The sequence below is a fragment of the Tautonia sociabilis genome (assembly GCF_003977685.1).
Lineage (GTDB): Bacteria > Planctomycetota > Planctomycetia > Isosphaerales > Isosphaeraceae > Tautonia > Tautonia sociabilis.
The window spans coordinates 96,017-122,391 of sequence record NZ_RYZH01000016.1; the positions used below are offsets into that span (position 1 = coordinate 96,017).

Sequence of the window (26,375 nt, forward strand, 5' to 3'; positions counted from 1 at the left end):
CGACGGTGGCCGCTCATCGAGGATCGGAAGCACACCGTGCTCGGGTTCCACCGTGCGGAGCACACCGTGCTTGGGTTCCACCGTGCGGAGCACACCGTGCTTGGGTTCCACCGTTCAGAGAACAGGACGAATCCGAGAGCAGAACCGATCCGAGCACCGGGCGGATCCGAGAGCAAGGCGGATCCGAGAACCGGGAGCCAGGCCAGGACGAACGTCCCTGGCGCACTGCCGAGCCGGTCCCGGCCGACTCTCCGCGCAAGGCTCAGCAAGGAGACGCTCCCCGGTCCGGCGGGCCAGGAGCCGGCGACGGCGGTCGGGAGGGCCGGGGAATCGCGATCCCGGACTCTCCGACGCCCGCCCTCGGCTCGAGGCCTGATTCGCTTGTCGCCTCCGGTCGCCGGCGCGTATGCTGAGGGGACGAATCGGTTGGCGGCCTCCCCGAGCCGGGTCCCCGGGCCCGCTCCCGGATTCGGTCGCGCTCGACTCGCGAACGACCCGGGCCGGATCGCCCCGGAACCTCGCCGAAAGAGGGAGGAGAGCCGCCATCGCGTCCGGCTCGAGGGGGTTGGCGAGATCCATCCCCCGAGCGACCGGACCTTGGCCGATCCCTCGAACCGCCCCCCGCCCGCCTTCTCGCCCGCCCGACGCGGGCCGTCGACCCGGAGGAGCGCGACCCGTGACCGAGACGTCTCGCCCGATCTCCCGATTCGCCCCGCTGCCGCCGGTCGCCCTGCTGCTACTGGGCCTCGCCCTGCCGATGGCCTCGGCGATGCTCCCAGCCTCCCCCGGCGACGAGGCCGCTCCTGACCGATCGGCAGAGGCCGCGGAGCCCCACCGCTCTCCCGTCGCCCTGGCCCTCTCGGCCGACGGGACCCGACTGCTGACCGCCAACCAGACGGCCAACTCCGTCTCGCTCGTCGACCCGAAGGCCGGCATGGTCCTCGACGAGATCCCGACCGGCGAGAAGCCCTGCGCCGTCGCCCTCTCGGCCGACGGCCGCCGAGGGGCCGTCGCTCACTGGTTCGGCTACGACCTGGCGATCCTGGCCGTCGGCGACGAGGGGCTTCAGGTCGTCTCCCGAGTCGCCGTCGGCCCCGAGCCGAGGGGAGTGGCGATGACCCCCGACGGCTCGACCGCTTATGTCACCGTCGGCGTGGCCAACGAGGTCGTCCGGGTCGACCTCGACCGGGCCGAGATCACCGGCCGGGTCGCCGTCGGCCGGGAGCCGAGGGGCCTGGCCCTCAGCCCCGACGGAGATCGCCTGCTCGTCGGCAACAACCGGTCGGCCGAGATGACGATCGTGCGCACGGCGGATCTGACCGTCGAGCGGACCATCCCCATCCGAGGGGGGGCCAACTTCCGCCAGGTGGCGATCGACCCGACGGGGGAATTCGGGTACGTCGCCAACATGGAGAACCGAGGCCTGGCGACCACCGACCGCAACATCGACCTCGGCTGGGTCCTCGGCCAGCGGCTGACCCGGGTCCCCCTGGCCAGCGCCGAGGACGACTACGCCACCCAGTCGCTCGACCCCCAGGGCCAGGCCGTCGGCGACGTGCACGGCCTGGCCCTCAGCCCCGACGGCCGCTTCATCGCCATCGCGGCCGGCGGCACGCACGAGGTGCTGCTGCTCCGCACCGACCGGGGACGCCTCCCCTGGCGCACCGGAGGAGCCCGGGACCTGATCCACTTCTCCCTGCTGGGCGGAGACGGCCGATTCCGCCGGGTCCCGGTCGGCGGCCGGCCGACCGAGCTGGCCTTCTCCCCCGACGGGACCACCCTCTACGCCGCCAACTACTTCGAGAACGCCGTCCAGGTCATCGACGCCGAGGCCGGCACCCTGGTCGGCGCGATCGACCTCGGCGGCCCTCAGGAGCTCTCCCTCGCCCGCCGCGGCGAGATGCTCTTCCACGACGCCACCCGGTCCTTCAACCAGTGGTATAGCTGCAACACCTGCCACAGCGAGGGCCATCTCAACGGCGAGCAGTGGGACACCATGAACGACGGCTGGCACCACTTCTCCAACATCTCGTCGATCGAGAGCAAGAAGGACGTCCCCACCTTGCGGGGAGTCACCCGGACCGGCCCCTGGACCTGGCACGGCTGGCAGTCGAGCCTCGAAGACGCCATGGTCGAGTCGTTCACCAAGAGCATGCAGGGCAAGCCCCCCACCAACGAGGAGGTCCAGGCGGTGATCGCCTTCCTCGAAACGCTCGAACGCCCGCGCAACCCGTTCGTCGGCCCCGACGGCTCGATCTCCGAGGCGGCCGAGCGCGGCCGGGTCGTCTTCTCCTCTCCCAAGGCCGCCTGCGACACCTGCCACTCCGGCCCCGAGTTCACCGACGGCGAGATCCATCTGGTCGGCCTCGAAGACCGCCGGGACGTCTACAAGGGCTACAACCCCCCCACCCTCGTCGGCGTCTACGACCACGACCCCTACCTCCACGACGGCCGAGCCCGGACCCTCCGCGACGTCCTCACCGGCGATCACGCCCCCGATCTCGTCACCGGCCTCGGCGAGCTGACCGAGCAAGAGCTCTCCGACCTGATCGAGTACCTCAAAACCCTCTGAGCCTCCCTGTTCCCCCCCCGCTTCGGGACGGTCGGCAACGACGGCACGATCGGGGACGCCATTGGTCAAGCTCCTCCCGGACATCGGGAGCGGGGGGCCAGCTCGGCTCCCGGCGCATCCCGGACCTGGTTTGGGTGTACGTGCGGATTCCATGCGGCGGCCAGAGCGGATCACCTTCGCCCCGATCAAGAAAAACCGCCCGAATTGACAGCCGGAAGGGGTCCGTTAGAATCGTCCGGTCCTGGGCCAGCGGAGCGACCAGGAGGCGGCCCGAGGGACGGGGCGGGTCGATCGCGACCGACCGGGAGGGTGCCCGATGCCGATGGGAGCAGGCCGAAGGAACGTCCTCGGGCCTCGGCTCGTCCTGGTCCTGGCCCTGCTCGAGGCGGCCACTCCCCGGGCGATCGGCCGTCCGCAGGGACCGCTCGATGGGCTCGATCCCCCCCCTCTCCCCGCCGTCGAGGTCGAGGCCGCCGAGGCCGACGCCGAGCCTGAGGCCGAGGCCGAGGAGGAGGGCCGGATCGGGGGGATCCCCGGGGTTGGGACCGAGAGCGTCGCGGCGCTGGTCCGAGACGCCAACCCGATGCTCATCCCGCTGGTCCTTTGCTCGGTGGCGACGCTCGGCCTCGCCTTCGAGCGGATGATCGCCCTCCGCCGAGGACGAGTGATCCCCAGGGAGTTCGTCGAGCGGTTTCTGGACCGCCTCTCGACCGGCAAGCTCGACCGCGACCGCGCCGCCGAGCTGTGCCGGGCCCACGAGAGCCCCATCGCCCGGATCTTCGGCCACGCCATCCGATACTGGGGTCAGCCGGCGACCGCGATCCGGCAGGCGGTGGACGCCGACTCCCGGGCCGAGGTCGCCGACCTGAAGCGGAACATCCGGGCACTCAACGGCACGGCCACGCTCGCCCCGCTGCTCGGCCTGCTGGGCACGGTCGTCGGTCTGATCGAGGCGTTTGACGCCCTCGGCACTCCTTCCGACGCGGGAGAGGCCCGAGGCCAGGCGCTGGCGCAGGGCATCAGCCTGGCCCTGGTCGCCACGGCGTTCGGCCTGGCCATCGCGATCGTCTCGGTGGTGGCCTACTACGTCTTGCTCGGCCGGGTCGACGGCCTCGTCCGGGAGATGGACGAGCAGGTCCGCCGCGTCATCGAGCTGGTTTCGGCCGAGAGCTGGTCCGGCGCCGACCGCCGGGCCTCCCCCGGCCTCACCGCCGCCGAACGCGCCCGACCCGAGTCCCGTCCCGTCTGACCCGGACCCGGACCCGAACCCGGACCCGGACCGCCCCGAGTCCCGTCCCGTCCGGGTTCATTCCATCCCGTCCCGTCCCGAGCGATCCAGTCCCCGACGAAGCCGAGGCCGACGATGCTGGGAGACGGCGATCAGGTTGACGAGATGCCGTTCATCACCATGACGCCCATGGTCGACGTCATGCTCTGCCTCTTGATCTTCTTCATGGTCGCCTCCCGCCTGTACGATTGGGAGGAGCAGCAGTTTCACGTCCGAGTCCCGGAGGTCGGCGACGCCTCTCCGCTGACGGCCAGGCCCCAGGACCTGACGCTGACGATCCTCGAGCCCGGCCTCGTCGCCGTCGGCGCCGAGCGTTACGACCTGGAGGCCCTCCGTACCTTGCTCGAATCGGCCCGGGACGCCTATGAGGACCAGGGGGTCCAGATCCGGGGAGACGCCGCGCTGAGCTTCCAGGATCTCGCCGACGTCCTCTCCACCTGCGAGGCCGCCCGCATCCGGCACGTCTCGCTGCTGGTCCGCCCCCGAGACGAGGCCGATTCCTCCTCGCCGTCCGGCGGGCCCGGATGACCGCCGACCCCGGAAGCTTCCGGATCGATCCGGCTCCTTCCCTTCCTCCCGGTCCTCGAGTCGAGACGACGCCGCTCGATCCCCTCGGAATCGACCCGTCCCCTCCCCTCCCCTCCCCCCGCCAGGAGCCCCCGATCCTCATGGCATCGCACGAGATCGAGATCACCGCGCCGGTCACTGCCGGAGGCCCGCCCCCGGTCCCCCGATGGGCCCTGCACCGGAGGATGTACAACTGGGTTCTCCACTGGGCCGAGACGCCGTATGCCCTGCCCGCCCTGGTGGTCATGTCGTTCGTCGAGAGCAGCGTCTTCCCCATTCCCCCCGACGTGCTGCTGATTCCCCTGGTGCTGGCGGCCACGACCCGATGGTGGCGGCTGGCGGCCTGGTGCACGGCGGCCTCGGTGATCGGCGGCCTGTTCGGCTACCTGATCGGCTTCGTCGCCTGGGAGACCGTGGGGGTCTGGATCGTCGAGCACCTGGCGCACGTCGAGCTCGTGCCGGTCAACGGCCGGCCCGACATCGCGATGCCGCCCTACCTACTCCAGGTGATCGGCGAGGACCGGCTTGGCGGCTCCTACCTGTTCCAGGTCTACGACCACTGGAACGCCTGGATCGTCTTCATCTTCGGGCTCACTCCCCTGCCCTACAAGCTGGTGACGATCACCGCCGGGGTGGCGCAGGTGGACCTCGCCATCTTCACGATCGCCTCGATCGCCTCGCGAGGGCTGCGGTTCTTCGTCGTCGCCTGGATCATCCGGACCTGGGGCCCGCCGGCCCGGGAGTTCGTCGAGCGGTACTTCAACCTGCTCGCCGTCGCCTTCGTCCTGCTGCTGATCGGCGGCTTCGCCGTCGTGAAGTTCGTCCTCTGATCGGGCCAAGGGCCCCCTCCCCAATCGAGGAGGGGTCGGGCCGGTGATGGGGGCCGGGGCATCCAGCCCCGGCCGTCGCGGAGGAGGCAGCCGCCAGTGGAAGAACTCGGCCGGCATCGGGACGGGGAACCCCCGGGGGGCGAGGGTGATTTCCTCGACCCGTCCTCGACGGCTGATCGAGAGGATGGCGAACGACGAGTCGGTCTCGGCGTCCGCGATCGAGACGAACCAGCGCCTTCCGCCGTATCCGAGTCGGGCGTGGTAGCGGACGTGCCCCTCCCACGCCTCGGCCCCCGGGATCGCTCGGAACTCCCGATCGGCGATCCGGATCGCCTCGGATCGCGAAATGGGCCGGATCGCGTTGAGCACCAGCGCGCAGACGCCCACCACGGCCAGCAGGCCGCCGACGGTCAGCCGCCGGTTGCGGAGCGGTCCCCGCCCGGCGAGAGGTCGCATGGCGCGTCGCCCAATCGGTTCCGATCTCGCGGTCGTCCGGCCTGGCCCGCCGGCTGGCGGGCCATCGGGTTCAGGGGTCCTCGCGGCCGGCGTCGAACGCCTTCTCCAGGTCCTCGATCGCCAACGAGCCGATCTCGTTGCCCAGCAGCGCGCTGAGCTGCAACCCGACCAGCGTCTCGCTCGGGTGCGAGCGCTCGCCGACGAGCTGCAGGAAGGGCTCGGCACCGACGAGGACGGCCCGAGGCTTGCCGTGGACGGTCAACACGTAGCGGACATCGGGATGCTGGAGCTCGTTGAGAATGGTCGGCAGATTCTGGTGCAATTCCCGACTGCCGATGATACGGACGGGGGAATCGGCCTTCTTCTGGCCTGCCATGAAACCCGGCCTCCACCGAGGTGATCAAACACGAAGACGAGCCCGGGTCGGTACTGGAACCAGCGATGCCGGAATCCCGAGCAAGAACGACCGAGAAACTCGGTGAATCCTCGACTCTAAAGCGACGGCTGAGGGACGACGGGCCTCAGCAAAGGGGCAGCCGGAAGGAGTTCCGGAAAGAAAGAGAAGAAAGTGGAGGATAGGGGACTTGAACCCCTGACCTCTTGCATGCCATGCAAGCGCTCTCCCAACTGAGCTAATCCCCCGTGCGTGTGTTGGTAAGGTATCAGGTCGGCCGACCAAAGTCAACGGCCGGGCGTCTCCGGAATTCGACCGGCGCCGAACCCATTCGGGATCAGGGGCTTGTGGAATGGCGACGATGGGGCAAGGGGAAGCGGCGCGCCAGGCGGGGACGCGGGTGCTGACCAACGACGACGGCATCGACGCCCCTGGCCTGGAGGCCCTGCGCCGGGCGGCCGAGGGGCTGGGGGGCCCGGTCCGAGTGGTCGCCCCGAGCGCGCCGTGGTCGAGCATGGGGCACGCCGTCACCGGAGGGGCGGCGATCCGGGTCGAGCATCTCGGCCCCGACCGGATCGCCGTCGCCGGCACTCCGGCCGACTGCGTCCGGCTGGCGCTGCATCACTTGGCCCCGGAGCCGTCCTGGGTCTTCTCGGGCATCAACCGAGGCGGCAACCTCGGGGCCGACGTCCATCACTCCGGCACGGTGGCCGCCGCCCGGGAGGCCGTCCTGCATGGCGTTCCCGCCATCGCCCTCTCGCATTACATCCGCCGAGACCGCCCGCTCGACTGGGATCGGGCCGCGCGATGGGCGCGCCGCGTCTTGGAGTTCCTGACCGCCCTGCCCTGGCAGCCCGGCACCCTCTGGAGCGTCAACCTGCCCCACCTGCTGCCCGACGAGCCCGACCCCGACCTCGTCTTCTGCCCGCTCGACCCCTCGCCGCTCCCCTTGCGGTTCGCCCTTGCTGGCGACGAGGCCACCTACAGCGGCGACTATCACGGCCGCCTTCGGGTTCCCGGCGCCGATGTCGATGTCTGCTTCGGCGGTCGGGTCGCCATCACCCGGATCCGGATCCTCCCCGACCCGTCCGAGGCCGCCGCCGGACCGACTCGGGTGATCCCGATGCCTGGGCCCTGAGCGGACCGCGGACCCGGTACGTCGCGGCGGCGATCCCCGGCGGATAGAATAGGGCGGACCTCATCCCCATTCCCTCACGGTCCCCTTCTCCGGGACCCGAGACGAACCGAGACGGGAGCAGCACACGATGACGATGGCCCTTCGTCGATGGCGCGGCTGGGCCCTCGGGGCGTCGCTGGCGGCCCTGAGCGGCTGCGGGCAGCCGCCCCCGATGGTCTCGATGAGCCCCCCCGGCTCCGGCGTCGATCCCCTGGCGATCGACGTCACCAGCGACGATCTCAAGGCCCAGGCCCTGGGAGAGACGCCTCCTCCCCGGCGCTCCTCCGACGCCGACCATGCCGACCATGCCGACGCCCCGGTTCGCGAGGCGACCCCTCCCGGCGAGGAGATCCTCCTGGACAACGGCCTGCGCTATACCACGCTGAAGCCCGCCGATGATCCCCACGCCCCGACGGCCCATCTGGGAGACACCATCTCCGTGATCTACAAGGGGACGCTCGACGACGGCACCGTCTTCGACTCCAACGTCGGTAAGGACCCGATCCAGTTCCAGCTGGCCGAGGGGGCGCTCATCCGGGGGTGGACCGAGGGGATCCCCGGCATGAAGGTGGGCGAGAAGCGCAAGCTGGTCGTCCCGTCCGACCTGGGCTACGGCCAGCGCGGCTCTCCTCCCACCATCCCCCCCGGCGCCACGCTGACCTTTGAGGTCGAGCTGGTCGGCGTCCAATGAGCCCCGCCGGTTCCCCTCCGCCGGTCGACGCGTCCGGGGGCCGGCGGAGGGCTTGATGGCGTCCGTCGGGCTGGGATAGCCTGGCCCCGTTGACCTCAGGCCCGGCCCGCGGCCGGCCGGCGCCCGACTGACTCCTCGACCGATCGCAGACGACAGGGCCCCCTCATGGCTACGGCAGCGGACGACTTCCAGGACCGGCTCGCGCAGGCGGTCGCCGACGGCGTGCTCACCGAGGCTTCGGCGGCCACCATCCGCCGATGGCTGACCGAGCCCCCTTTCGCCCCCTATCGCGACCTCCTGGCCGACGAGATCCGGCTCGGCCGCTGGCGGGAGCTGGACGACGCCTTCTTCACCGTCCTCGAATTCGGCACCGGCGGCCGCCGGGGCAAGATGTACCCGGTCGGCACCAATGTCCTCAACGAGCGCACCATCGCCGAGAGCGCCCGGGGGCTGGCCGACTACATCACCTCGAAAAAGGGGGACGGCTCCGACCGCTCCTGCGTCATCGCCCGGGACGCCCGCCGCAACTCCAAGCAGTTCGCCGAGTGCTGCGCCCGGGTGCTGGCCGCCGCCGGGTTCACGGTTTACCTGTTCCCGGAGATGCGCTCCACCCCCTTGCTGTCGTTCGCCGTCCGCCACCTCGGCTGCGACGCCGGCATCATGATCACCGCCTCGCACAACCCCCCCTCCGACAACGGCTTCAAGTGCTACTCCTCGACCGGGGGCCAGGTCATCCCCCCCGATGACACGGGGATCATCGCCTGCGTCGAGGCCGTCTCCTCCCGCGAGATCCCCCAGATCGACCTGAAGACGGGGATCGACGACGGCCGGATCATCCTCGTCGGCGAGGAGGTCGACACGGCCTTCATCGCCACCGTCGTCTCCCAGTCCGTCTCCCGAAACCGGGATGTCTCGATCGTCTACACCCCGATGCACGGCGTCGGAGACACCGCCTGCGGCGCGGCCCTCCGCGCGGCCGGCTTCTCGAAGCTCAACGTCCTCCCGTCCCAGCGCGATCCCGACCCCGACTTCACCAACGTCCCCGGCCAGGTGGCCAACCCCGAGGTCCCCAGCACCCTGCAGCCGGCCATCGAAGAGGCCCGCCGCACCGGGGCCGATCTGGTCATCGCCAGCGACCCCGACGCCGACCGCATCGGCGTCGCCCTGCCGCTCGGTCCCGACCCCGCCGGCGCCTGGGACACCCTCACCGGCAACCAGATCGGCGCACTCTTGACCGCCTTCGTCATCGACGAGGTCCAGCGCTCCGGCCTCCTCCGGCCCGAGCACTACCTCGTCACCACCCTCGTCAGCACCCCGATGGGCCGCGCCCTGGCCGAGCGGGCCGGCATCCGGGTCGAGGACAACCTGCTCGTCGGCTTCAAGTGGATCGGCCAGCGGATCGACCAGGTCGGCCCCGAGGGCTTCCTCTTCGGCTTCGAGGAATCCCACGGCTACCTCCGCGGCACCCACGTCCGAGACAAGGACGCCGCCGTCGCCGCCCTGCTCTTCGCCGAGCTGGTCGCCACCCTCAAGGCCCGTCGCCAGACGGTCTTCTCCTACCTCGACCGCCTCTACCGAGACCTCGGCCACTACGGCGAATCCCTCATCAACAAGGTCTACGAGGGCCGCCCCGGGCTGGAGAAGATCCGGTTGCTGATGGCCTCCCTCCGCTCCGACCCCCCCACCGAGATCGGCGGCCTAGCCGTCACCCGGATCGACGACTACGGCCGGCACGAGTCCCGAGTCCCCGGCGCGAACGCCCCGCCCACCCCCCTTCCCGAACCCTCCGGCGACCTGCTCATCTTCCATCTCGACGCCCCGGGCACCCGGTTCGCCGCCCGTCCCTCCGGCACCGAGCCCAAGATCAAGTTCTACCTGTTCGCCCGCACCGACACCTCCTCCCTCGCCGAGGACCAGCCCCTCGACGACGCCAAGGCCGCCACCACCCGACGCCTGGAGCTGATGGCCGAGGACATCCACCGATACATCCGCTCCAAGATCCCTGAGGACGGAGCCTGAGCGGCGCCCTGCCCTCCCTGCTCCCGGCCCTCGGGGCGGGCCGGGGCGAGCTGTCAGCGGGCGGACCCCACCGCGAAACGAGTCCCCCAAGATGCTCTCCCGACGACTCTCCCAGCCGATCGCCCTGATGGCCCTTGGCGAAGGCGTGATGGCCGTGCGCCACCCCCGCCGCCTCGCCCCGCTTTGGGAAGGCGGCCCGTCGCCGTTCGGCGCAGGCGAGGCCTGGCGCGCCCGGCATCCCGGCAGCACCCGGGCGATCGGAGCCGCCGAGGCCGCCGCCGGCCTCGGGCTGGCCGCCCGACCGTTGCCCGGCCCTCGGTCTGATTGAGGAGCAACCCGACGCCCTCCCAGGAATCCTCGCCCTCCGGCCCCCCTCCGTTCCAATCCGCCCGGGGCCGAGGGGCGTCGCGGAGCGACCCCGCCATGTCCGACCCCTCGCCTCCCCCCCCGACCGGCCCCGGCCCCGACGCCCTCGAGCCGGGGAACGACACGCGCCGCCCGGAGCGCTCCCCCCTCCAGGCCAGGGTCCGCGCCCTGCCCCGCTCCCCCGGCGTCTACCTGTTCAAGGACGCCCAGGGCCGGGTCATCTACGTCGGCAAGGCCAAGAACCTCCGCTCCCGAGTCGCTTCCTACTTCCTCAAAGCCGCCGAGGACGACCCCCGCATCCGGGACTGGATTGGAGAGGTGGTCGACCTCGACCACCTCGATGCCGACTCCGAGGTCGACGCCCTGCTCATGGAAGCCCGGCTCATCAAGGACATCCAGCCCAGGCACAACGCCGACCTCAAGGACGACACGTCCTTCCCCTACCTCCAGATCACCACCGGGGAGGACTTCCCCCGCGTCCACTTTACCCGGGAGCCGAAGGACCGAGGCGTCAAGCTCTACGGCCCCTTCCCCCGAGCCAAGGGCCTGCGCGGGGCCATTCACGTCCTCCAGCGCATCTTCAAGTTCCGCACCTGCTCGCTCGACATCGACGCCGACGACCCCCGCTGGCGCTGGTTCCGCCCCTGCCTGCTGCACTCGATCAACCAGTGCACCGCCCCCTGCAACCTCCGCATCGACCCGGAGGCCTACAAGAAGGACATCCGCCGCCTGAAGCTCTTTCTCGAAGGCAAGAAGGACGTCGTCCTCCGCGAGATGGAGGACGAGATGAAGGAGGCCAGCAAGGCTCTCCAGTTCGAGAAGGCCGCCCGCCTCCGAGACGAATTGAAAGCCCTCCAGAACCTCAACCTCCGCGGCAACCTCGACGAGCACGCCCAACCCGAGGTCTTCTACCAGGACCCCAAGAAAGGCCTCCGAGGGTTGCGGAAGGTGCTGAACCTCCCGAGCACTCCCCGCACCATCCTCGGCGTCGACATTGCCCACCTCGGCGGCACCGAGACGGTCGGCTCGCTCGTCACCTTCATCGACGGCCTTCCCTTCAAGCCCGGCTACCGCCGCTACCGCATCAAGAGCGTGACCGGCATCGACGACTACGCCTCCATCCGAGAGGTCGTCTCCCGACGCATCCAGGGCCTGCGAGAACGCGACGAGCCCTTCCCCGACATCTTCCTCATCGACGGCGGCAAAGGACAGCTCAACGCCGCCCTCGACGCCTTCAAGGCCCTCGGCGTCGATGTCCCCACCGTCATCTCCCTCGCCAAGCAGGAGGAGGAAATCTACGTCCCCGGCACGCCCGACCCGATCGTCCTTTCCCGCCGCTCCTTTTCGCTGAGACTGCTGCAATACGTCCGGGACGAGGCCCATCGCTTCGCGCAACATTATCATCACCTGCTGCGAACCAAACGAACCCTCGGCGACGACTCCGCCTGACCGACGATCCTCCAGCACCCGGCTCGGCTCGTTCCGGAGGCCCGTCTCCTGCAAGCGCGGCCCACATCCCTTCGAGGGCTCCCCGCCGGCTCCCTCCTCGCCGGAGCGCTGCCGACCGCATCGATGCTCCTCCCCCTCCAGCTCGTTCAGGGCCGGGAGCGGGAGGGACGCGCTCCGTCGAGCCCGCCCGACCCTCGACCGCCCGACCCTCGAGGGGCCGGCGCCCGCCCCGACCCGGTCAGAGAGGGCCACTCCGACGAGGAACGTATGGCCGCACTCCGCCGCGAGCTCTCCTTCGCCAACGCCCGTTTCGCGATGCGGGGCGAAGGGCTGCCATCGGGCACCGTTCCGCTCCAAGATCGGACAATCCTGGGGCTCCACCGGGACCGCCTCGAACTCCAGCGACGGCTGGCCGAGTGGACACGCGAGTGAGTCCGGCCGCGATCGCCGTCGTCCAATCCGCGGGGGCCCGCTAGAATAGGACCGAGCGGCCCCGGCCCGCCCGAGCCCGGCACCCCGGCCTGTCCGCCCCCCCGATCGAGAGCGGCCCCCATGCCCTCGTCGTTTCCCGGCATGAACCCGTACCTGGAACAGGACGACGCCTGGCACGACGTCCACGAGCGGTTCCGGCCCGCCGTCGCCGAGGAACTGGGGGCCCAGCTCGTCCCGACCTCCATTGTCAAGATTGACGAGCATGTCTCCGTCCACGGGGCACCCGAAGAGCCTCGCCATTTCGCCGGGAGGGCGGACCTGACGGTCGGGCCCGGCAAGGGCTTCGCGGAGGCGAGGGCCGGGGTCGGGGTCCTCGAGGCCCCGGCCCTGATCGACTTGCCCGAGGTCGAGACGGAGCGGCTGGCCTTCGTCGAGATTCGGGACCGCCGCAACCGGGAGCTGATCACGATCATCGAGCTGCTCAGCCCGTCGAACAAGCGAGCCGGCCCCGACCGGGACCAGTACCTGGCGAAGCGGGGACGGTTGCAGGCGGGGACGGTCCACGATGTCGAGATCGACCTGCTCCGAGGCGGGCAGCCGATGCCTGCGGAACACCGACCGCCGTGCGCCGATTCGGTGACGGTGAGCCGGGCCGAGCGCCGGCCGAAGGCGGAGTTCTGGCCCATCGGACTCCGCGAGCCGCTGCCGACGATCCCGGTCCCTGTCCGGGCCCCCGACCCGGACGCCCGGCTCGACCTCCAGCGGATCCTGCATCGGATCTACGACGCCGCCGGCTATCAATACGACATCGACGATGGTCATCCCGACCCTCCCCTCTCCCCCGAGGATGCCGCCTGGGCCGCCTCGCTGATCCCCCCTCCCCCGGCCGACGCCGAACCGAACCCGAACGCCCCACCGGACCGCCCATGATCCTCGCCTCCGCCTCCGGCCTCGGCCGACAGTACACCGGCGACCCGATCTTCACCGACCTCGCCTTCGAGATCCGGGCCGGCGAGCGCATCGGCCTCGTCGGCCCCAACGGCGCCGGCAAGACGACGCTGATGCGCCTGCTCGCCGGCCTCGACCAGCCCGACATGGGCCGGCTCTCCATCCGCCCCGGCGTCCGCGTCAGCCTGCTGCGGCAGCAGCCGGACTTCGAGCCGTCGAAGACGCTCTTCGAGGTCGCCCGATCCGGCCTCGCCTCGCTGCTGGAACTCCAGACCGAGCTGGAGGAGGCCGCCCGGGAGATGGCCGAGGCCGAGGACAACGCCGACCGCGAACGGGCCTCCCGGCGCTTCGCCGACCTGCAAGACCGCATCGAGCACCAGGACGCCTACGCCATCGAGCACCGCGTCGAGGAAGTCATCGCCGGCCTCGGCTTCAAGCCAAGCGAGTACCACCGCCCCGCCGGCACCTTCTCTGGAGGGCAGCAGTCGCGACTGATGCTGGCGCGATTGCTTTTGGAAAGCCCCGACCTGATGCTCCTGGACGAGCCGACCAACCACCTCGACGTGGCCACCGTCTCCTGGCTCGAAGCCTACCTGTCGCGGCAGCCGACGGGCATGGTCATCGTCAGCCACGACCGCTACTTCCTCGACGCGACCGTCACCAAGATCTGGGAGCTGTTCCAGGGCCGCGTCGACGCCTACCCCGGCAACTACACCCAGTACTGGAAGCTCCGAGCGGAGCGGGCGAAGGTCCTCGAACGCAAGGCCGAGAAGCAGGCCGAGCAGGCCGCCCACCTCCAGAAGTTCATCGACAAGTTCTCCGCCGGCACCCGGGCCACCCAGGCCAAGGACAAGGCCAAGAAGCTCGAACGGGTCATGTCCGAGTCGATCGAGCTGATGCGCGACATCTCCGGCCCGCCGATGGGCTTCGAGGAGGTCCAGCGCTCCGGCGATATCGTCATCGAGGCCAAGGATCTGAGCAAGTCTTACGAAAAACAATTGTTCTCGCGATTGAATCTGCAAGTTCTCCGAGGCCAGTGCGTCGGCATCATGGGCCCCAACGGCGCCGGCAAGTCGACGCTCATCAAGACCCTCATCGGCCGCGTCAAGCCGGACGAGGGCGAGGTGAAGATCGGCCACAAGGTCACGATCGGCTACTACGACCAGGGGCTCGAATCGCTGCCGGCCGACACGACGGTGCTCAAGGCGGTCTGGCCGGACGACGACCCGACCTGGCTGATGCAGGACGTCCGCGATCTGCTTGGCCGGTTCGGCCTTTCCGGCGACCTGGCCTTGCAGCCGGTGGGCAAGCTCTCGGGAGGAGAGAAGGGCAAGGCCGCCCTCGCCCGGCTGGCCGCCACCGGGGCGAACCTGCTGGTGATGGACGAGCCGACCAATCACCTCGACATCTGGTCGTGCGATGCGCTGGAGCGCTCCATCCGAGCGTTCGAGGGGACCGTTCTCGTCGTCAGCCACGACCGCTATTTCCTCAACCAGGTGGCCGACCGCCTCATCGTCGTCGACGGCGGCCGCGCCCGGGTGATCGAGGGGGACTACGAGGTCTACCGCCGGATGGTCGAGCAGGAGGCGGAGGCGTCGGCCGCGAAAGAGCGGGCGAGGGCCGATCGCGCCGGGGCGCCCCGGCCCTCCTCGGCCGGAGGCCAGCCGAAGGCGAAGAAGAAGAAGAAGTACCCGTATCGGAAGGCGACGGACATCGAGCGCGAGATCGCCGAGGTCGAGGCCGAGATGGGGGAGCTGGAGCGCGTGCTCGGGCTTCCCGAGACGTGGAAGGACGCCGACCGCGCCCGGGAGTGCCAGGAGCGGTACGACGAGCTGGCCGAGTCGATCACGGCGCTGTACGAGCACTGGGAGGAGGCCCTGGAGTATAATGCCTGAGCCTTCTCCCCGGCCCGATCGCCCCGAGTCGACCCGATGCCCGACCCGAATCGCGTGCTCGCCCTCGTCCGCCGGTCGGCGATGCTGACCCGAGCCACCCCCGGCCGCGAGGGCGCCATCGTCTCCTTGCCGGCCGAGGCGGTCGACGACGTGCTGGTCGTCGGCGACCTGCACGGCAATGTGACCGCCTTCCGCAAGGTGCTCGCCCTGGCCGACCTGAAGGGCAAGCCTCGCCGGCACCTGGTGCTCCAGGAGCTGGTCCACGGCGACTACTCCTACCCGGACGACGGCGGCGACAAGTCGCACCAGTTGCTCGACCTGGTCTGCGCCCTGAAGTGCGAGTACCCGGATCGGGTCCACCTGATCCTGGGGAACCACGAGCTCTCCGAGCTGACCGGCCGAGCGATCGGCAAGAACGGGGTCGCCCTGAACGCCCTGTTCCGCAAGGGGGTCGAGACCGCCTACGGCGCGATGGCCGAGGCGATCATCGCGGCGTACCACGAGCTGTTCCGGTCCCTGCCGCTGGCGGTCCGCTGCCCGAACCGGGTGTTCCTCTGCCACACGCTGCCCGACGGCTCGACGCTCGACGAGCTGGACCTGGAGCCCCTCCGCACCGGGGTCTTCACCCCGGAGTCGATGGGTCGGGGAGGGGCGGTCTACGCGCTGACCTGGGGCCGGGACGACCGTCCCGAGACGGCCGACCGCTTCGCCGGGATGGTGGACGCCGACTGGTTCATCACCGGGCACCAGCCCTGCGACGAGTCGTTCCGGGTAGCGAACCACCGCCTGCTGATCATCGACGGCACGGGACCCTATCCCGCCTGCTGCCTCTTCCCGGCCAACGAGCCGGTGACGATCGAGGCCTTGAGGGACCGCGTGCGGGTGATCGACCTGGCCGAGGGGTGAGGAGCCGCCCCGCAGCAACGGCCCGGCCGCCCCGAGACCGGGGCGGCCAGGCCGATGGAGTAAGCCGGCCGGGGTTCCACTTCGCGGACCACCTCTCCCATAGCCCGCGGAGGGAGACCCCGGCCGGCTCAGCCGGTGCGCCAACCCCCAGATCTCCAGGGGGGCCGGCATCGTGTAAGAGAGGGCGAGCGGGGGGGTCGTGCGAGGCAACCCGCTCGCCCTTTGGCGGTTGGCCCGCGGAAACGGGCCGTCGCCAGGGGGGTGGGATGATTCCGTTTCAAAGAGGATGACCGACGAACGCGGGCCATTCGTTTTGGCGTGCATCGCGGTCGCAAAGGAAGAGAAGCAAGGGCAGTGCCAAAGGTCCGATCCGGACTCCGAACGCGCTCGGTCATCCTCGGAGGGGATCGCGATAGGCCATGCGGCGCAGAATCTTAGGGCGCTCATTTTTTCTTGGGGCGTTTTCGACGATCGGGAACGACGATCGGCTCCCGCCACGCGATCCTCACCGAGGACGCAAATCCAATGGGCACGATCGCCACTGCTTTCAGCACTCCGGGAGGCGGGGTCGAGCGCTCGGTGAGCCGAGCTCCGGCTCCAACGGCGATCGGCTTGTCGGGGGCCTGGGTTCCGGTACACTGACACCATGATCGATCTCCATGATCGCCTCCGAGCCAACCTCGACGGGGTCCGCTCCCGGATCGCCGAGGCCGCCCGCCGCGCCGGCCGGGAGCCGGGGGAGGTGCGGCTGGTCGCTGTGACCAAGAAGAACCCGGTCGAGCGGATCCGGCCGCTGATCGAGGCGGGGCAGCTCGACCTCGGGGAGAACTTCCCGCAGGAGCTGTGGCGGAAAGCCGAGGAGCTCTCCGGCCGGCCGGAGCGGATCCGGTGGCACCTGATCGGCCACCTCCAGACGAACAAGGCCAGGAGGACCGCTCCCCTGGTGCGGCTGATCCACTCGGTCGACTCGTTGAAGCTGCTCCGGCTGCTGGACGACCTGGCCGCCGACCTTCCCGAGCCGCCGGCGGTCTGCCTGCAGGCGAACTGCTCGGGAGAGCAGGCGAAGCACGGTTGGGCTCCCGGGGCGCTGCTGGAGGAGGCGGAGGCCATCGCCTCGTGCTCCCGGATCCCGATCGTCGGGTTGATGACCATGGCTGGGTTCGGCACGACGGACGAGGAGGCCAGGCCGGCGTTCGCCCTGCTCCGGGACCTGAGGGAGCGCCTCAGGGCCCGCACCGGGATGGCGCTGCCGGAGCTGTCGATGGGGATGTCGGGCGACTTCGAGGCGGCCATCGAGGAAGGGGCGACGCTGGTTCGGGTCGGCTCGGCGCTGTTCGAGGGGCTCGACTCGCCGTGATCGAGCTGACCCCCCATGCCCAGGGCACGGTGATCGCCGTGGCCGCCCAGCCGGGGGCGAAGCGGGCCGGCGTGCTGGGGGAGCGGAACGGGGCGCTGCGGCTGGCCGTGGCCGCCCCTCCCGACCAGGGGAAGGCGAACGCGGCCCTGGCGGACCTGCTGGCCGAGACGATCGGCTGCCGGGCGTCGGCCGTCCGGCTCCTGAGCGGTCCGACCCGCCGGCAGAAGCGGTTCCTGGTTGAGGGGCTTGGCCCGGACGAGGTCCGGGAGCGGCTTCGGCGGGCGCTTCCGGAGTGATCGGGGGCTGCCCGGATCGGGCCGGATCCCGGTACACTGGGAGGCTCGACCGCCGTTGGACCCCCGCCCGAGCCGAGCCGATCCGATGCCCGAGTACCCCGCCGAGCTGACCGTCTCTCCCCTGTCCCGACCCCCCCAGGCCAGGGTCCGAGTCCCCGGGTCCAAGAGCCTGACCAACCGGGCCCTGGTCGTCGCCGGTTTGGCCCGGGGCACGAGCACGCTGACCGGAGCGCTCGAGAGCGACGACACGAGGGTCATGGTCGACGGCCTCCGCCGCCTGGGCCTGGCGGTCGACCATGACCGGGAGGCCCGCACCATCGTTGTCGAGGGCCGGGGGCGGCACTTCCCGAGCCAGGAGGCGGAGCTGTTCGTCGGCAACTCGGGGACGACCCTGCGGTTCCTGACGGCGATGGTCTGCGTGGGCCGGGGGACCTTCCGGCTGGACGGCGTGCCCCGGATGCGGGAGCGGCCGGTGGCCGACCTGCTGCTGGCGCTCAACCGGCTGGGGGCCGACGCCCGGAGCGAGCTGGGCACCGGCTGCCCGCCGGTGGTCGTGCACGCCGACGGCCTGGACGGCGGCTACGCCGAGGTTCGCGGGGATGTCTCCAGCCAGTTTCTCAGTGGGTTGCTCATGGCCCTGCCCTGTGCGAAGGGGCCGACGACGGTCGAGGTGATGGGAACGCTCGTCTCGAAGCCTTACATCGCGATGACACTGGAGGTGATGGCCGCCTTCGGTCGGAACATCAGCAACCGAGACTTCCGCCGGTTCAACGTCGAGCCGGCGCCGTACTCGGCCCGTACCTATATGATCGAGCCAGACGCCTCGGCCGCCTCCTATTTCTTCGCCGCCGCGGCGATCACCGGCGGATCGGTCACGGTGGAGGGGCTCGGGACCGGCAGCATTCAGGGGGACGTGGGCTTCTGCGACCTGCTGGAGCACATGGGCTGCTCGGTCGATCGGACAGCGGGGGCGATCACCGTGACGGGGGGTCGGCCGCTGGTGGGGATCGACGTGGACATGAACGCGATCAGCGACACCGTGATGACCCTCGCCGCCGTGGCCCTCTTCGCCGACGGGCCGACCCGGATCCGGAACGTGGCCCACATCCGGCACAAGGAGACCGACCGGATCGCCGCCCTGGCCACCGAGCTGAGGAAGCTGGGGGCCCAGGTCGACGAGCACCCCGACGGCCTGGTCATCCACCCCCCCCGGGCGATCTCCCCGGCCCGGATCGCCACGTACGATGATCACCGCATGGCCATGTCCTTCGCCACGGTCGGCCTGAAGGCCGAGGGGGTCACGATCCTCGACCCCGGCTGCGTCGCCAAGACCTACCCCGGCTTCTGGGACGACCTGGACGCCCTGCGCTGATCGATCCTCCGTCCCCTCATCCCGGAGGGAGGCCCGTCCCAGAACCGGCTCCCGCGGGCGTCCCGAATCGGGAGGAGGAGCCGGCCCGAGCCGGCCGGGGGCGATCGGCGGCGGCGGGAGGAGCCGGAGGAGGATCGCCGCCGAGCCGGGGAAGATCCGGGTTCTGGCCGGGCCCGGTGCGGACGAGCAGGCCGGCCTCGGCTCCCCAGGAGAGGATGCGGGCCAGCCCTTCCCGACGGGAGGCCAGCGGCAGGTGCTTGGTGGCCCCCAGTTCCCCGAGGGAGAAGACGGGCCCCCCTTCGTACAGGTCGGCCAGGCGCTCGGCGTGCCCGATCGGCTCGAGGGCCGCCCGGAGCGTCGGCAGGAAGGCCGGCTGGAGGAAGGCGTAGTGCGCCAGCACGTCTTGGACGCCGATCCGACCCAGCTCCCGGAGCAAGGGCAGCAGGTTCTCCCGAGCGTCGGTCAGCCCGGCAATCAGCGGTTCGAGCCGGACCTCGACCGGAACGCCGGCCTCCAGCAGCGTCGCGATCCCCCGCAATCGCCGGAGGCCGGGAGGGGCCATCGGCTCCAGCGCCCTGCTGAGCGATCGGCGGAGGGTCGCCACCCCCACCGCCGCCCGGGACAGTCCGGGGGCCGAGCCCAGCAGCCCGGCCACGTCCCGGGTGACTCGCCCTCGGGTCATCAACACGACCTCGATCCCCCGACCGAGCAACTCCTCGACGATCCGGAGCGTCGCCCGGCGGACCTCCCGCACGGGGGGAAGCGGATCGCTGCTCGGGCTCAGGACCACCCGGCGAGGAGGAGCCTCCATCGCGTCGATCGCCGGGCCGATCGCCTCGACGACCCGAGGGTCGAACAGCAGCCGGCCGGGGCCGGGATACCTCGGCGTGCCCCGGACATAACAGAAGGCGCAATCAAGGGCGCAGCCCGCCGTCAGGTCGATCCCGAACAGCCCCCCCCTCCCCGCCTCTCCCCGGGCCGGGCGCAGCAGCGGACCTCGCCGCCGAACCCGAGTTAGCCGGGGACGCCCCCGAGACGCCGGCTCGGCCAGGATCGCGATCGCGGACGCGGACGCCGACGCGGACGGAGCCGGGGACAAGGCCTCGATTGTCGCTCCCTCGGTCATCGCTGGCCTCCTCTCGGAACCATCGCCTCCGGCTCGACTCGGCGAGAGCGGCCCGAGGTCCCTCCGACCTGGTCCCCGCTCCCGACGATCCGGCCGCGATCGGCTCCGGCAGGATGAGTGTACGGGCGCATTTTACTGTTCGTTGGTACAGAAGACAACGGGCGACGCCGCCCGGACCCGGAGCGCGGCTCGGCTCCTCGCCGGGTTGGCTTTGGGACGGCGGGACGCATCGAGCCGAGGGGACGGCTCGGTCAACCGGTCGGATCGGAGGCTCGGAGCCGGTTTGGGCCCGGGTTGGAGGTCCGATCGGGTCGCATCCGGAAGGTCGGGAGCGCTCGAGGAGCGGTGTCGGCACGCTCGGGGAACGCGGCGGCGCCGCCGGGGTGATTGGGTCGGATCTGGTGTTGAGAACGGGACTTGGGCGATGGCGAGCATCGCTCCTCGGGGCCCGGTTTGGCTTCGTTCCGATCCTCGGCGCCGGAGGATCGGGGCGCCGGGTCGGCGGCCCGCTCCGGGCTCGTCTCGGTCGAGGAGGGAGCCGCCGAGGGCGGCGACTCGCCTCGAGGACCGTCGCCGCCGGTGTCGGGGGCGACCGCCCGATCGGGTTCCGAACGTCGCATCGGCTCGGGGGCGCCGATCCGGACGAACCCCGGCGGCTCGGGGTCGGAATCGACCTCGCGCCACCACCCTCCCCCGACGGGAGCCCGGGGCGTCTCCCCGATCTCGGCCGCTTCCTTGGCGATCGCCAGCAGCTCCCGACGGCGACGATCGCGCAGGTTCAGGAAGAGCCGAATCGCCGCCATGCAGGCCCGGTCGGCCGCCGACTCGTACCGATGCCGCAGCTGCCCCTCCTGCGACGTGTCGGCCGCCGCGGCGCGGCGGGCGACCGCGGCGCGCTCCGGCCCCTCGACCTCGCGCCACGAGGCGTCTCGGAGCGCCCGCAAGCGCTCGATCTGCCGAGCGATGACCGCGCGCAAGGCCGCTCGGGCCGCGTCCGGATCGACGGGGGGAGCGAATGCGTCGGCGGTCGGGTCCGGCCGCAACGCAGAGGGACCATACGCGCCCGATTGAGCGTGACCGACCGAGACAGCCAGCGTCCAGAGCATGCGGGCGTCCTCCCCCGCCTCGGGGTCGGGAGGCCCGCCAGGCAACCCGAGCATCGCCATCGCCCACGCCCGATCGCGCCCGTCCCAGCGCGAGCCCAGGCGAATCTGACTATCCAGCCGCCGCCAATGCCGGATCAGCCAGTCGCAGCCGAACGCTGTCGCCTCCAGCTCCTCGATCACATTGACCGGATCGAGCAGCAACCGCTGCCCCAGCTTTCTCGCCGACGCCTGCTTCCGCCGATACCAGCGCCCGACCGCTTCCCGAGCCGCCGCCTCCCTCGCCTCCTGGTGGGCACGCTCGATCCGATCGAGCCGCACCGATAGGACGGCGGCTCGTTGAATCAAATGCTCCTCGACCACGTTGTCCGGGCCGGCCTCTCGGCGCCAGCGTTCGAGGATCTGCTCATAGGCGGTTCCTTCCTCCGTCCTCGGTCCCGTCGAAAGTTGCGCGTTCCGCCGGTTCGCCTCGATCCGCTTCCGCGAGATGCCGTCGCTCATGATGCTCCCCCCGAGGTGTGCCTCAACGGACTCCAGGGAATGAGAAGGTGCCGATCGCTCTGGCCCGTCCGCCGCGCCGCGCCGCACCGCGATCGCTCGGCGCGCACGGGCCCCTCAGCGACACCATCGGGGGAAGGGGGGTGGTCCAGTCTCAAAATCCGCCGACGGCGCCCCGAGCAAGTGCCCCTACACCGTGAGCGTATTCAAATGGCCACTGGCCACCTCTTGCAATCGCTCATACACGGCATTAGTCTTGAGATGATCTGCTGGATCGCCCGACGCCTGTGGCGGCGGGGTGGCTGGGGTCGTGTCGACCCCAGACCTGGCCGCCTCCCGACGCTGGGGGGGGCAACACGATCCCAGCCTCCCCGCCGGCACGGTGCCGATCCGGATGCGGGAACTCCGATGGAGCACCCAGGAAACAATTGACAAAAGAACGCAAATGCGATGAACTGAATTTGAATTTCGGAGCAAAAGAGAAAAGAAATCAAAGAACAGAAAACAATAATTGAGATAAACAATAATAAAACAAATCGAAAAAAACAGAAATTTACAGATGTTCGTGCATTCGCTTCGTCCGCTGGAGAGGCCGGCGGGCAACCCTTTGAGAAGGGGCTCCCCGCGCGCCGGCCGGGCTCGGGGGGAGGGAGAGGGCTGGCGGAATGAGCGGCGAGCGCCATCTTCTGCTTCTGATCGAATATCGGCAAGGACAACCGATCAAGGAACCTGTTCATGTCGATGAGATCAGCCCCGGGCGGTTTCGCCTGTGTGCGTCTCCGGGGCTGGTTCAGGGGATCGCGGCTGGAGACGAATTCCGGATGCTCGGGGACGATGGAGCATTCGAGGTGATCCGGAGGGGTGGCAATCTCGCCGTGCAACTGTTCGCCCTCGAGCCGGTGGCGCCTTATCAGGAGGAGCTGGTCGCGCGGGTGGCTCGGCTGGGGGGAACGCTCGATGGAGCGATCGAGCGCGGTCTGGTGTTCACCGTGCCGGTCTCGGTCGGGTTCGCCGCCGTCGAGGAACTCTTCGAGGGTTGGGTGGCCGAACACGAGGGGTGGGAGTGGCTCTTCGGCAACGTGTATGATCCGGCCGACGGCGTCACTCCCCTGGGGTGGTGGGACGCCCCCCCCACCGGGAGCCGAGACCATCCGCCCCCGCCTCGAGGCCTGCGTGCGCGCCTCGCGGCGATCTTCGGCCGCCGCGCCCACTGAGTGGCCCAGGCCGGGCCGGGCCGGCGGGCAACGATCCGCGCCCGATCCGGCCAAGACAGCCTTGCTTCCGGCGAGGCGATCCGGAGGGCCGGCGCGGCGGGAGCATTGAGGAATCGTCGAGGGGGGAGAGCGACGGGGAAGCGGACTGAATCGAGCTTGGGCGCAGAAGAGAGAAAAGAATATCAAGAAAAAATACAAAACACAAAGAACAAAACAAAAGATAAAATAACTATATTAAACTGAATAAGTATAAATGATATAACTAAATCACAATGAGATCGCATTCCGCAGGCTGGAGAAGGCAGGGGGGAAGGATCAGATGCGCTGGTCGATCAGGACGGGCATGCGGTCGGAGCCGGTCATGGTCTTGTAGTAGTGGCTGGCGGGTTCGCAGATCATGTAGCAGACGGCCCATCCGCGTTCGTCGGGGACGAGCAGGCCGCGGATGCCGGTTTCGATCAGGTACCAGACGCCGCGGCGTTCCAGGCCGAAGGAGGCGGGGATCTCGACCGGGATCGCGCCGCTGCCGCGCCAGCCGCCGTCGCGGATGGTCTGCTGCCAGGTCCAGCCGGTGCGGGGCAGGATGCGGCTTTGGCCCCGCCCGTTGCCCCAGCGGGCGATTTGCAGCTGTCCGTCGCGCCAGATGGGCAGGCAGGGGGAGCGGTCGCGGAAGAGGAAGCGGTACTCCTCCTGGTCGCCGCGCCGGTAGAGGCGGCGATCCATGCCAGGCCGCCCGGTCAATTCCGTGGGCAGTTCGCTCCTTGTCACGGCGATCCCGAGGCACACGGCCGCTCTGTCCGTCCTCCGCCTTGACTGACGTTTTGTCCAGAGTATGCTTTTGGCCATGACGCGCCAAGGCCCGATCGGACATGTTGACGCCGACGCGTTTTATGTCGCGGCGGAGCGGGTTCGGTACGCCCACCTGGCCGGGATGCCGGTCGGTGTGCTGGGCAACCAGGGGGCGTGCGTCATCGCCAAGAGCTACGAGATGAAGTCGTTCGGCGTCGGCACGGGCATGCCGATTTGGGAGGCGCTGCGGCTCTGCCCGGACGGCCTCTATGTGAAGCGGGACTTCCGCTGGTACGAGATCCTCTCCCGGCTGATGCTGGAGACGATGCGGGAGCTGTCGCCGCGTGTCGAGTATTATTCCATCGACGAATTCTTCTTCGAGGCCGCCGCGCCGCCGGGGGGGGACTACCAGGACTACGCGGTCCTCGTCCGCGACCGGATCCTGGAGCGGGTGCGGGTGCCGGTGACGGTGGGGATCGCCCGGACCCGGACGCTGGCCAAGTTGATTTCCGACTCGGCCAAGCCGTTTGGGGCGAGGGCGATCCTGGACCGGGCCGAGGAGGAGTCGCTGCTGGCGGCCCGGCCGGTGACGGACGTCTCGGGCATCGCTGGCCGTCGCGAGCGGCGTCTGCGGCCTTGGGGCATTCGGAGCTGCCTGGATCTGGCCCGGGCCGACCGTCGCCTGATCCGAGGCGTGCTGACGGCCAGCGGCGAGGCCCTCTGGTGGGAGCTCAACGGCGACCCCGTGATCCCGATCCACGCGCAGCGCATGCCGCACCAGGTCCTCTCGCGAGGCGGAAGCTTCGGAGAGGCGACCGACCGGCCCGACGTGCTCTGGGCCTGGCTGGTGCGGAACCTGGAGCGGCTCGTCGAGGAACTGCGGTTCCACCGCGTGCTGGCCGGTCGGGTCGCGGTCTGGGTCGGCTACCGGGACGGGCACGCGGGCGAGGGACGAGCGACGCTGGAGGTGCCGACCGACCGCTTCGACGTGTTGCTCGACGCGTTCCGCCCCTGCCTGCGCCGGGCCTGGGTGCCGAAGGCGATGGCGGCTCGGATGCACCTGTTCGCCGAGGACCTCCGGCCGCACCGGCCCCGGCAGCTCGGGCTCTTCGACGGGCTGGGGGCGGACGACGCGGCGACCGCGGTGAAGCAGACGATCAACGACCGGCACGGGCGATTCGCGATCAGGAGCGCCGCGACGCTGCCGCTCGGAGCGGTCTACGACGACCGGGCGAACGGCTACGACATCTGCGACGTGAGGGGCAAGACCTGCTTCTGAGCGGCGGGCCCGCCGTTTCCTGTTCCGTTCCCGAACCAGGTCCCGCCGGCCGGATCGGGCGGGAGGGAACGCCGGCCGGGCGGTCCGACGGATCGAAGGCGAGGGGAGGGGGATCGGCGGGAGGAGCACCGGGAGGGAAGGTGGTCCTCAAACCGGGAGGGCCATCCCTCGGGCCGGACTCCGGGAGGATCGAGTCCGGATCGAGGGGAGGCCCTGGGCCCGGTTCGGGAGGAGCGGAGCGGGGGGGAGGGAAGCCCAGCGTTCTCGGCCCAGAATGCCGGATCCCCCTCGATCCGCGGGAGCGGCCTCGAGCGACCGCTCCGCTCCGGGTCACTGGAGGTTGAGCGTCCAGTACGGCCCGGGGCCGTAAGCGATGCCGAAGCGGGTGACGCCGGGGGCGAGCATGTTCTGGGCGTGGGCGGGGGAGTTCATCCAGCTCAGGGCGATCTCGGCGACGGTCGACTGGTTGAAGCCGCTGTTCTGGAAGAAGTTGGCCAGGACGTGATGCCCCAGCCCGAAGGAACACTGCGCCGCGTTGTTCTGCGACGCCCAGGCGGAGAGGTTCGGGCAGTAGGAGACCGGCGGCAGGCCCGCCGCGGCCCGGTAGCTGTTGAGGAAGGCGGCGAACCCGTAGGGATCCGTAACGAAGTCGAGATCGGTGCTCGGCTCGGGATCGGGTTCGGGTTCGGGCTCGAAGTCGGGAAGCGCGTCGAGGGTGGCGTGGCCGAGCCCGTCGTCCCGGAGGGGGCGGTGCATTCGCGATCGGGTCGAGGCCAGGAGGCCGGGAGCGTCCGCTCCGAGCGAGGACGGGTCGAGCCCGGGCAGGAGGGTCAGGATCAGGGCGGCCGACGCGGTCCAGGTCGTCGAGATCATGGCTCCGAGTCTCTCTGCGAGGAGGCTTCCGATGGCCCGCGGCGCGCACGAGGGACGAGGTCCCCGGGGGGTCGAGACCAGGCGCGGCGGGCAGAAGGTCGGATGGTGATGACGATGCTGCGGCAGGGGCGGCGCCGGGCGATCCGCCCGGCCTTCGCCATTGTCCGGGAAGGACGTCTTGGGTGTTGCTCAACGGTCCAACGCAAGGAGCGGACCAAGAACGGCGATTTCTGAGAAATTGGGGTGTCTGGGCAGGATTGGCGACAGGTTGTGCGGATCGGTCGAGTTGGGAAGGGAGCGGGGAGGGGGGCTCGGCCGGGCCGGGGGAGCGAATTACAAGCGAGTCCAGGGAACTTCCTTCAAACCGTGCGAGATGGGGGGCCGGTAGGCGAGGGGGCGGGAGGATCGGGGGGAGGGGATCGGCTCGGCGTGCCGAGGGGGGAGATTGGGAAGAGTGGGGGCTCGTCTGGGGCGGGGG

Annotated in this window: 23 protein-coding genes and 1 tRNA gene; 18 read left to right on the forward strand and 6 right to left on the reverse strand. The window is 70.2% G+C overall.

The window, feature by feature from the left end:
* The first annotated feature begins 676 nt into the window (after positions 1–676).
* The 4 genes from TsocGM_RS10190 (at position 677) to TsocGM_RS10205 (ending at position 5,257) form a co-directional block, all read left to right on the forward strand.
* Positions 677–2,572, forward strand: a complete 1,896-nt coding sequence (locus tag TsocGM_RS10190; protein WP_233578707.1) for a cytochrome c peroxidase — start codon at positions 677–679, stop codon at positions 2,570–2,572.
* Between the two features lie 316 nt (positions 2,573–2,888).
* A complete protein-coding gene (locus tag TsocGM_RS10195; protein ID WP_233578710.1) occupies positions 2,889–3,821 on the forward strand; it encodes a MotA/TolQ/ExbB proton channel family protein in 933 nt (310 codons plus the stop codon).
* A gap of 114 nt (positions 3,822–3,935) precedes the next feature.
* The gene (locus TsocGM_RS10200) at positions 3,936–4,388 is read left to right on the forward strand and encodes an ExbD/TolR family protein (protein ID WP_126725208.1); all 453 of its coding nucleotides are present in this window, start codon (positions 3,936–3,938) and stop codon (positions 4,386–4,388) included.
* A 140-nt stretch (positions 4,389–4,528) separates the two neighbouring features.
* Positions 4,529–5,257 (forward strand): YqaA family protein, encoded by a 729-nt coding sequence (locus TsocGM_RS10205; protein ID WP_199756751.1) that lies wholly within the window; start codon positions 4,529–4,531, stop codon positions 5,255–5,257.
* 526 nt (positions 5,258–5,783) lie between these two features.
* On the opposite strand, the gene TsocGM_RS10210 is transcribed toward TsocGM_RS10205, so the two are convergent.
* Positions 5,784–6,089: a type II toxin-antitoxin system prevent-host-death family antitoxin gene (locus TsocGM_RS10210; RefSeq protein ID WP_126725209.1), complete on the reverse strand. Its 306-nt coding sequence runs from the start codon at positions 6,087–6,089 to the stop codon at positions 5,784–5,786.
* Between the two features lie 193 nt (positions 6,090–6,282).
* Positions 6,283–6,355, reverse strand: a tRNA-Ala gene (locus TsocGM_RS10215).
* A 104-nt stretch (positions 6,356–6,459) separates the two neighbouring features.
* On the opposite strand from TsocGM_RS10215, the gene surE reads away from it, so the two are divergent.
* From surE to aroA, 12 genes are all read left to right on the forward strand, one after another.
* Positions 6,460–7,245: a 5'/3'-nucleotidase SurE gene (gene surE / locus TsocGM_RS10220; protein WP_199756752.1), complete on the forward strand. Its 786-nt coding sequence runs from the start codon at positions 6,460–6,462 to the stop codon at positions 7,243–7,245.
* Positions 7,246–7,372: 127 nt separating this feature from the next.
* On the forward strand, positions 7,373–7,975 hold the full coding sequence (locus tag TsocGM_RS10225; RefSeq protein WP_199756753.1) for an FKBP-type peptidyl-prolyl cis-trans isomerase: 603 nt from the start codon (positions 7,373–7,375) through the stop codon (positions 7,973–7,975).
* A gap of 165 nt (positions 7,976–8,140) precedes the next feature.
* Complete coding sequence (locus tag TsocGM_RS10230) at positions 8,141–9,994, forward strand: phospho-sugar mutase (protein ID WP_126725210.1); 1,854 nt, start codon at positions 8,141–8,143, stop codon at positions 9,992–9,994.
* Positions 9,995–10,085: 91 nt separating this feature from the next.
* Entirely contained in the window at positions 10,086–10,322 is a 237-nt protein-coding gene (locus TsocGM_RS10235) for a hypothetical protein (protein WP_126725211.1), read from the forward strand.
* A 95-nt stretch (positions 10,323–10,417) separates the two neighbouring features.
* Entirely contained in the window at positions 10,418–11,809 is a 1,392-nt protein-coding gene (locus TsocGM_RS10240; RefSeq protein ID WP_126725212.1) for an excinuclease ABC subunit UvrC, read from the forward strand.
* Between the two features lie 267 nt (positions 11,810–12,076).
* Positions 12,077–12,241, forward strand: a complete 165-nt coding sequence (locus TsocGM_RS25970) for a hypothetical protein (RefSeq protein WP_158633477.1) — start codon at positions 12,077–12,079, stop codon at positions 12,239–12,241.
* A gap of 120 nt (positions 12,242–12,361) precedes the next feature.
* Positions 12,362–13,171: a DUF4058 family protein gene (locus tag TsocGM_RS10245; RefSeq protein WP_126725213.1), complete on the forward strand. Its 810-nt coding sequence runs from the start codon at positions 12,362–12,364 to the stop codon at positions 13,169–13,171.
* The gene (locus TsocGM_RS10250; RefSeq protein WP_126725214.1) at positions 13,168–15,084 is read left to right on the forward strand and encodes an ABC-F family ATP-binding cassette domain-containing protein; all 1,917 of its coding nucleotides are present in this window, start codon (positions 13,168–13,170) and stop codon (positions 15,082–15,084) included. Before TsocGM_RS10245 ends, TsocGM_RS10250 begins: the two co-directional genes overlap by 4 nt.
* Positions 15,085–15,120: 36 nt before the next feature.
* Positions 15,121–15,990: a metallophosphoesterase family protein gene (locus TsocGM_RS10255; RefSeq protein WP_126725215.1), complete on the forward strand. Its 870-nt coding sequence runs from the start codon at positions 15,121–15,123 to the stop codon at positions 15,988–15,990.
* Positions 15,991–16,636: 646 nt separating this feature from the next.
* Entirely contained in the window at positions 16,637–17,347 is a 711-nt protein-coding gene (locus TsocGM_RS10260) for a YggS family pyridoxal phosphate-dependent enzyme (RefSeq protein ID WP_126725216.1), read from the forward strand.
* Positions 17,344–17,643 (forward strand): DUF167 domain-containing protein, encoded by a 300-nt coding sequence (locus TsocGM_RS10265; protein WP_126725217.1) that lies wholly within the window; start codon positions 17,344–17,346, stop codon positions 17,641–17,643. Before TsocGM_RS10260 ends, TsocGM_RS10265 begins: the two co-directional genes overlap by 4 nt.
* A gap of 85 nt (positions 17,644–17,728) precedes the next feature.
* A complete protein-coding gene (gene aroA / locus TsocGM_RS10270; protein WP_126725218.1) occupies positions 17,729–19,015 on the forward strand; it encodes a 3-phosphoshikimate 1-carboxyvinyltransferase in 1,287 nt (428 codons plus the stop codon).
* 16 nt (positions 19,016–19,031) lie between these two features.
* Here the strand turns inward: aroA and TsocGM_RS10275 are convergent, their stop codons facing one another.
* Together TsocGM_RS10275 and TsocGM_RS10280 are read right to left on the reverse strand one after the other, a co-directional pair.
* On the reverse strand, positions 19,032–20,141 hold the full coding sequence (locus TsocGM_RS10275) for a radical SAM protein (RefSeq protein WP_126725219.1): 1,110 nt from the start codon (positions 20,139–20,141) through the stop codon (positions 19,032–19,034).
* A 251-nt stretch (positions 20,142–20,392) separates the two neighbouring features.
* Complete coding sequence (locus TsocGM_RS10280) at positions 20,393–21,745, reverse strand: hypothetical protein (protein WP_126725220.1); 1,353 nt, start codon at positions 21,743–21,745, stop codon at positions 20,393–20,395.
* A 662-nt stretch (positions 21,746–22,407) separates the two neighbouring features.
* Between TsocGM_RS10280 and TsocGM_RS10285 the strand changes: the two genes are divergently transcribed.
* The gene (locus TsocGM_RS10285; protein ID WP_126725221.1) at positions 22,408–22,956 is read left to right on the forward strand and encodes a DUF4265 domain-containing protein; all 549 of its coding nucleotides are present in this window, start codon (positions 22,408–22,410) and stop codon (positions 22,954–22,956) included.
* A 315-nt stretch (positions 22,957–23,271) separates the two neighbouring features.
* Here TsocGM_RS10285 and TsocGM_RS10290 read toward each other — a convergent pair whose 3' ends face one another.
* Positions 23,272–23,679, reverse strand: coding sequence for a hypothetical protein (locus tag TsocGM_RS10290; RefSeq protein ID WP_233578712.1), 408 nt, complete (start codon positions 23,677–23,679; stop codon positions 23,272–23,274).
* A 121-nt stretch (positions 23,680–23,800) separates the two neighbouring features.
* Between TsocGM_RS10290 and TsocGM_RS10295 the strand changes: the two genes are divergently transcribed.
* On the forward strand, positions 23,801–25,024 hold the full coding sequence (locus TsocGM_RS10295; protein ID WP_126725223.1) for a DNA polymerase Y family protein: 1,224 nt from the start codon (positions 23,801–23,803) through the stop codon (positions 25,022–25,024).
* A 330-nt stretch (positions 25,025–25,354) separates the two neighbouring features.
* On the opposite strand, the gene TsocGM_RS10300 is transcribed toward TsocGM_RS10295, so the two are convergent.
* Entirely contained in the window at positions 25,355–25,897 is a 543-nt protein-coding gene (locus TsocGM_RS10300) for a CAP domain-containing protein (protein ID WP_126725224.1), read from the reverse strand.
* Between the last annotated feature and the right edge of the window lie 478 nt (positions 25,898–26,375).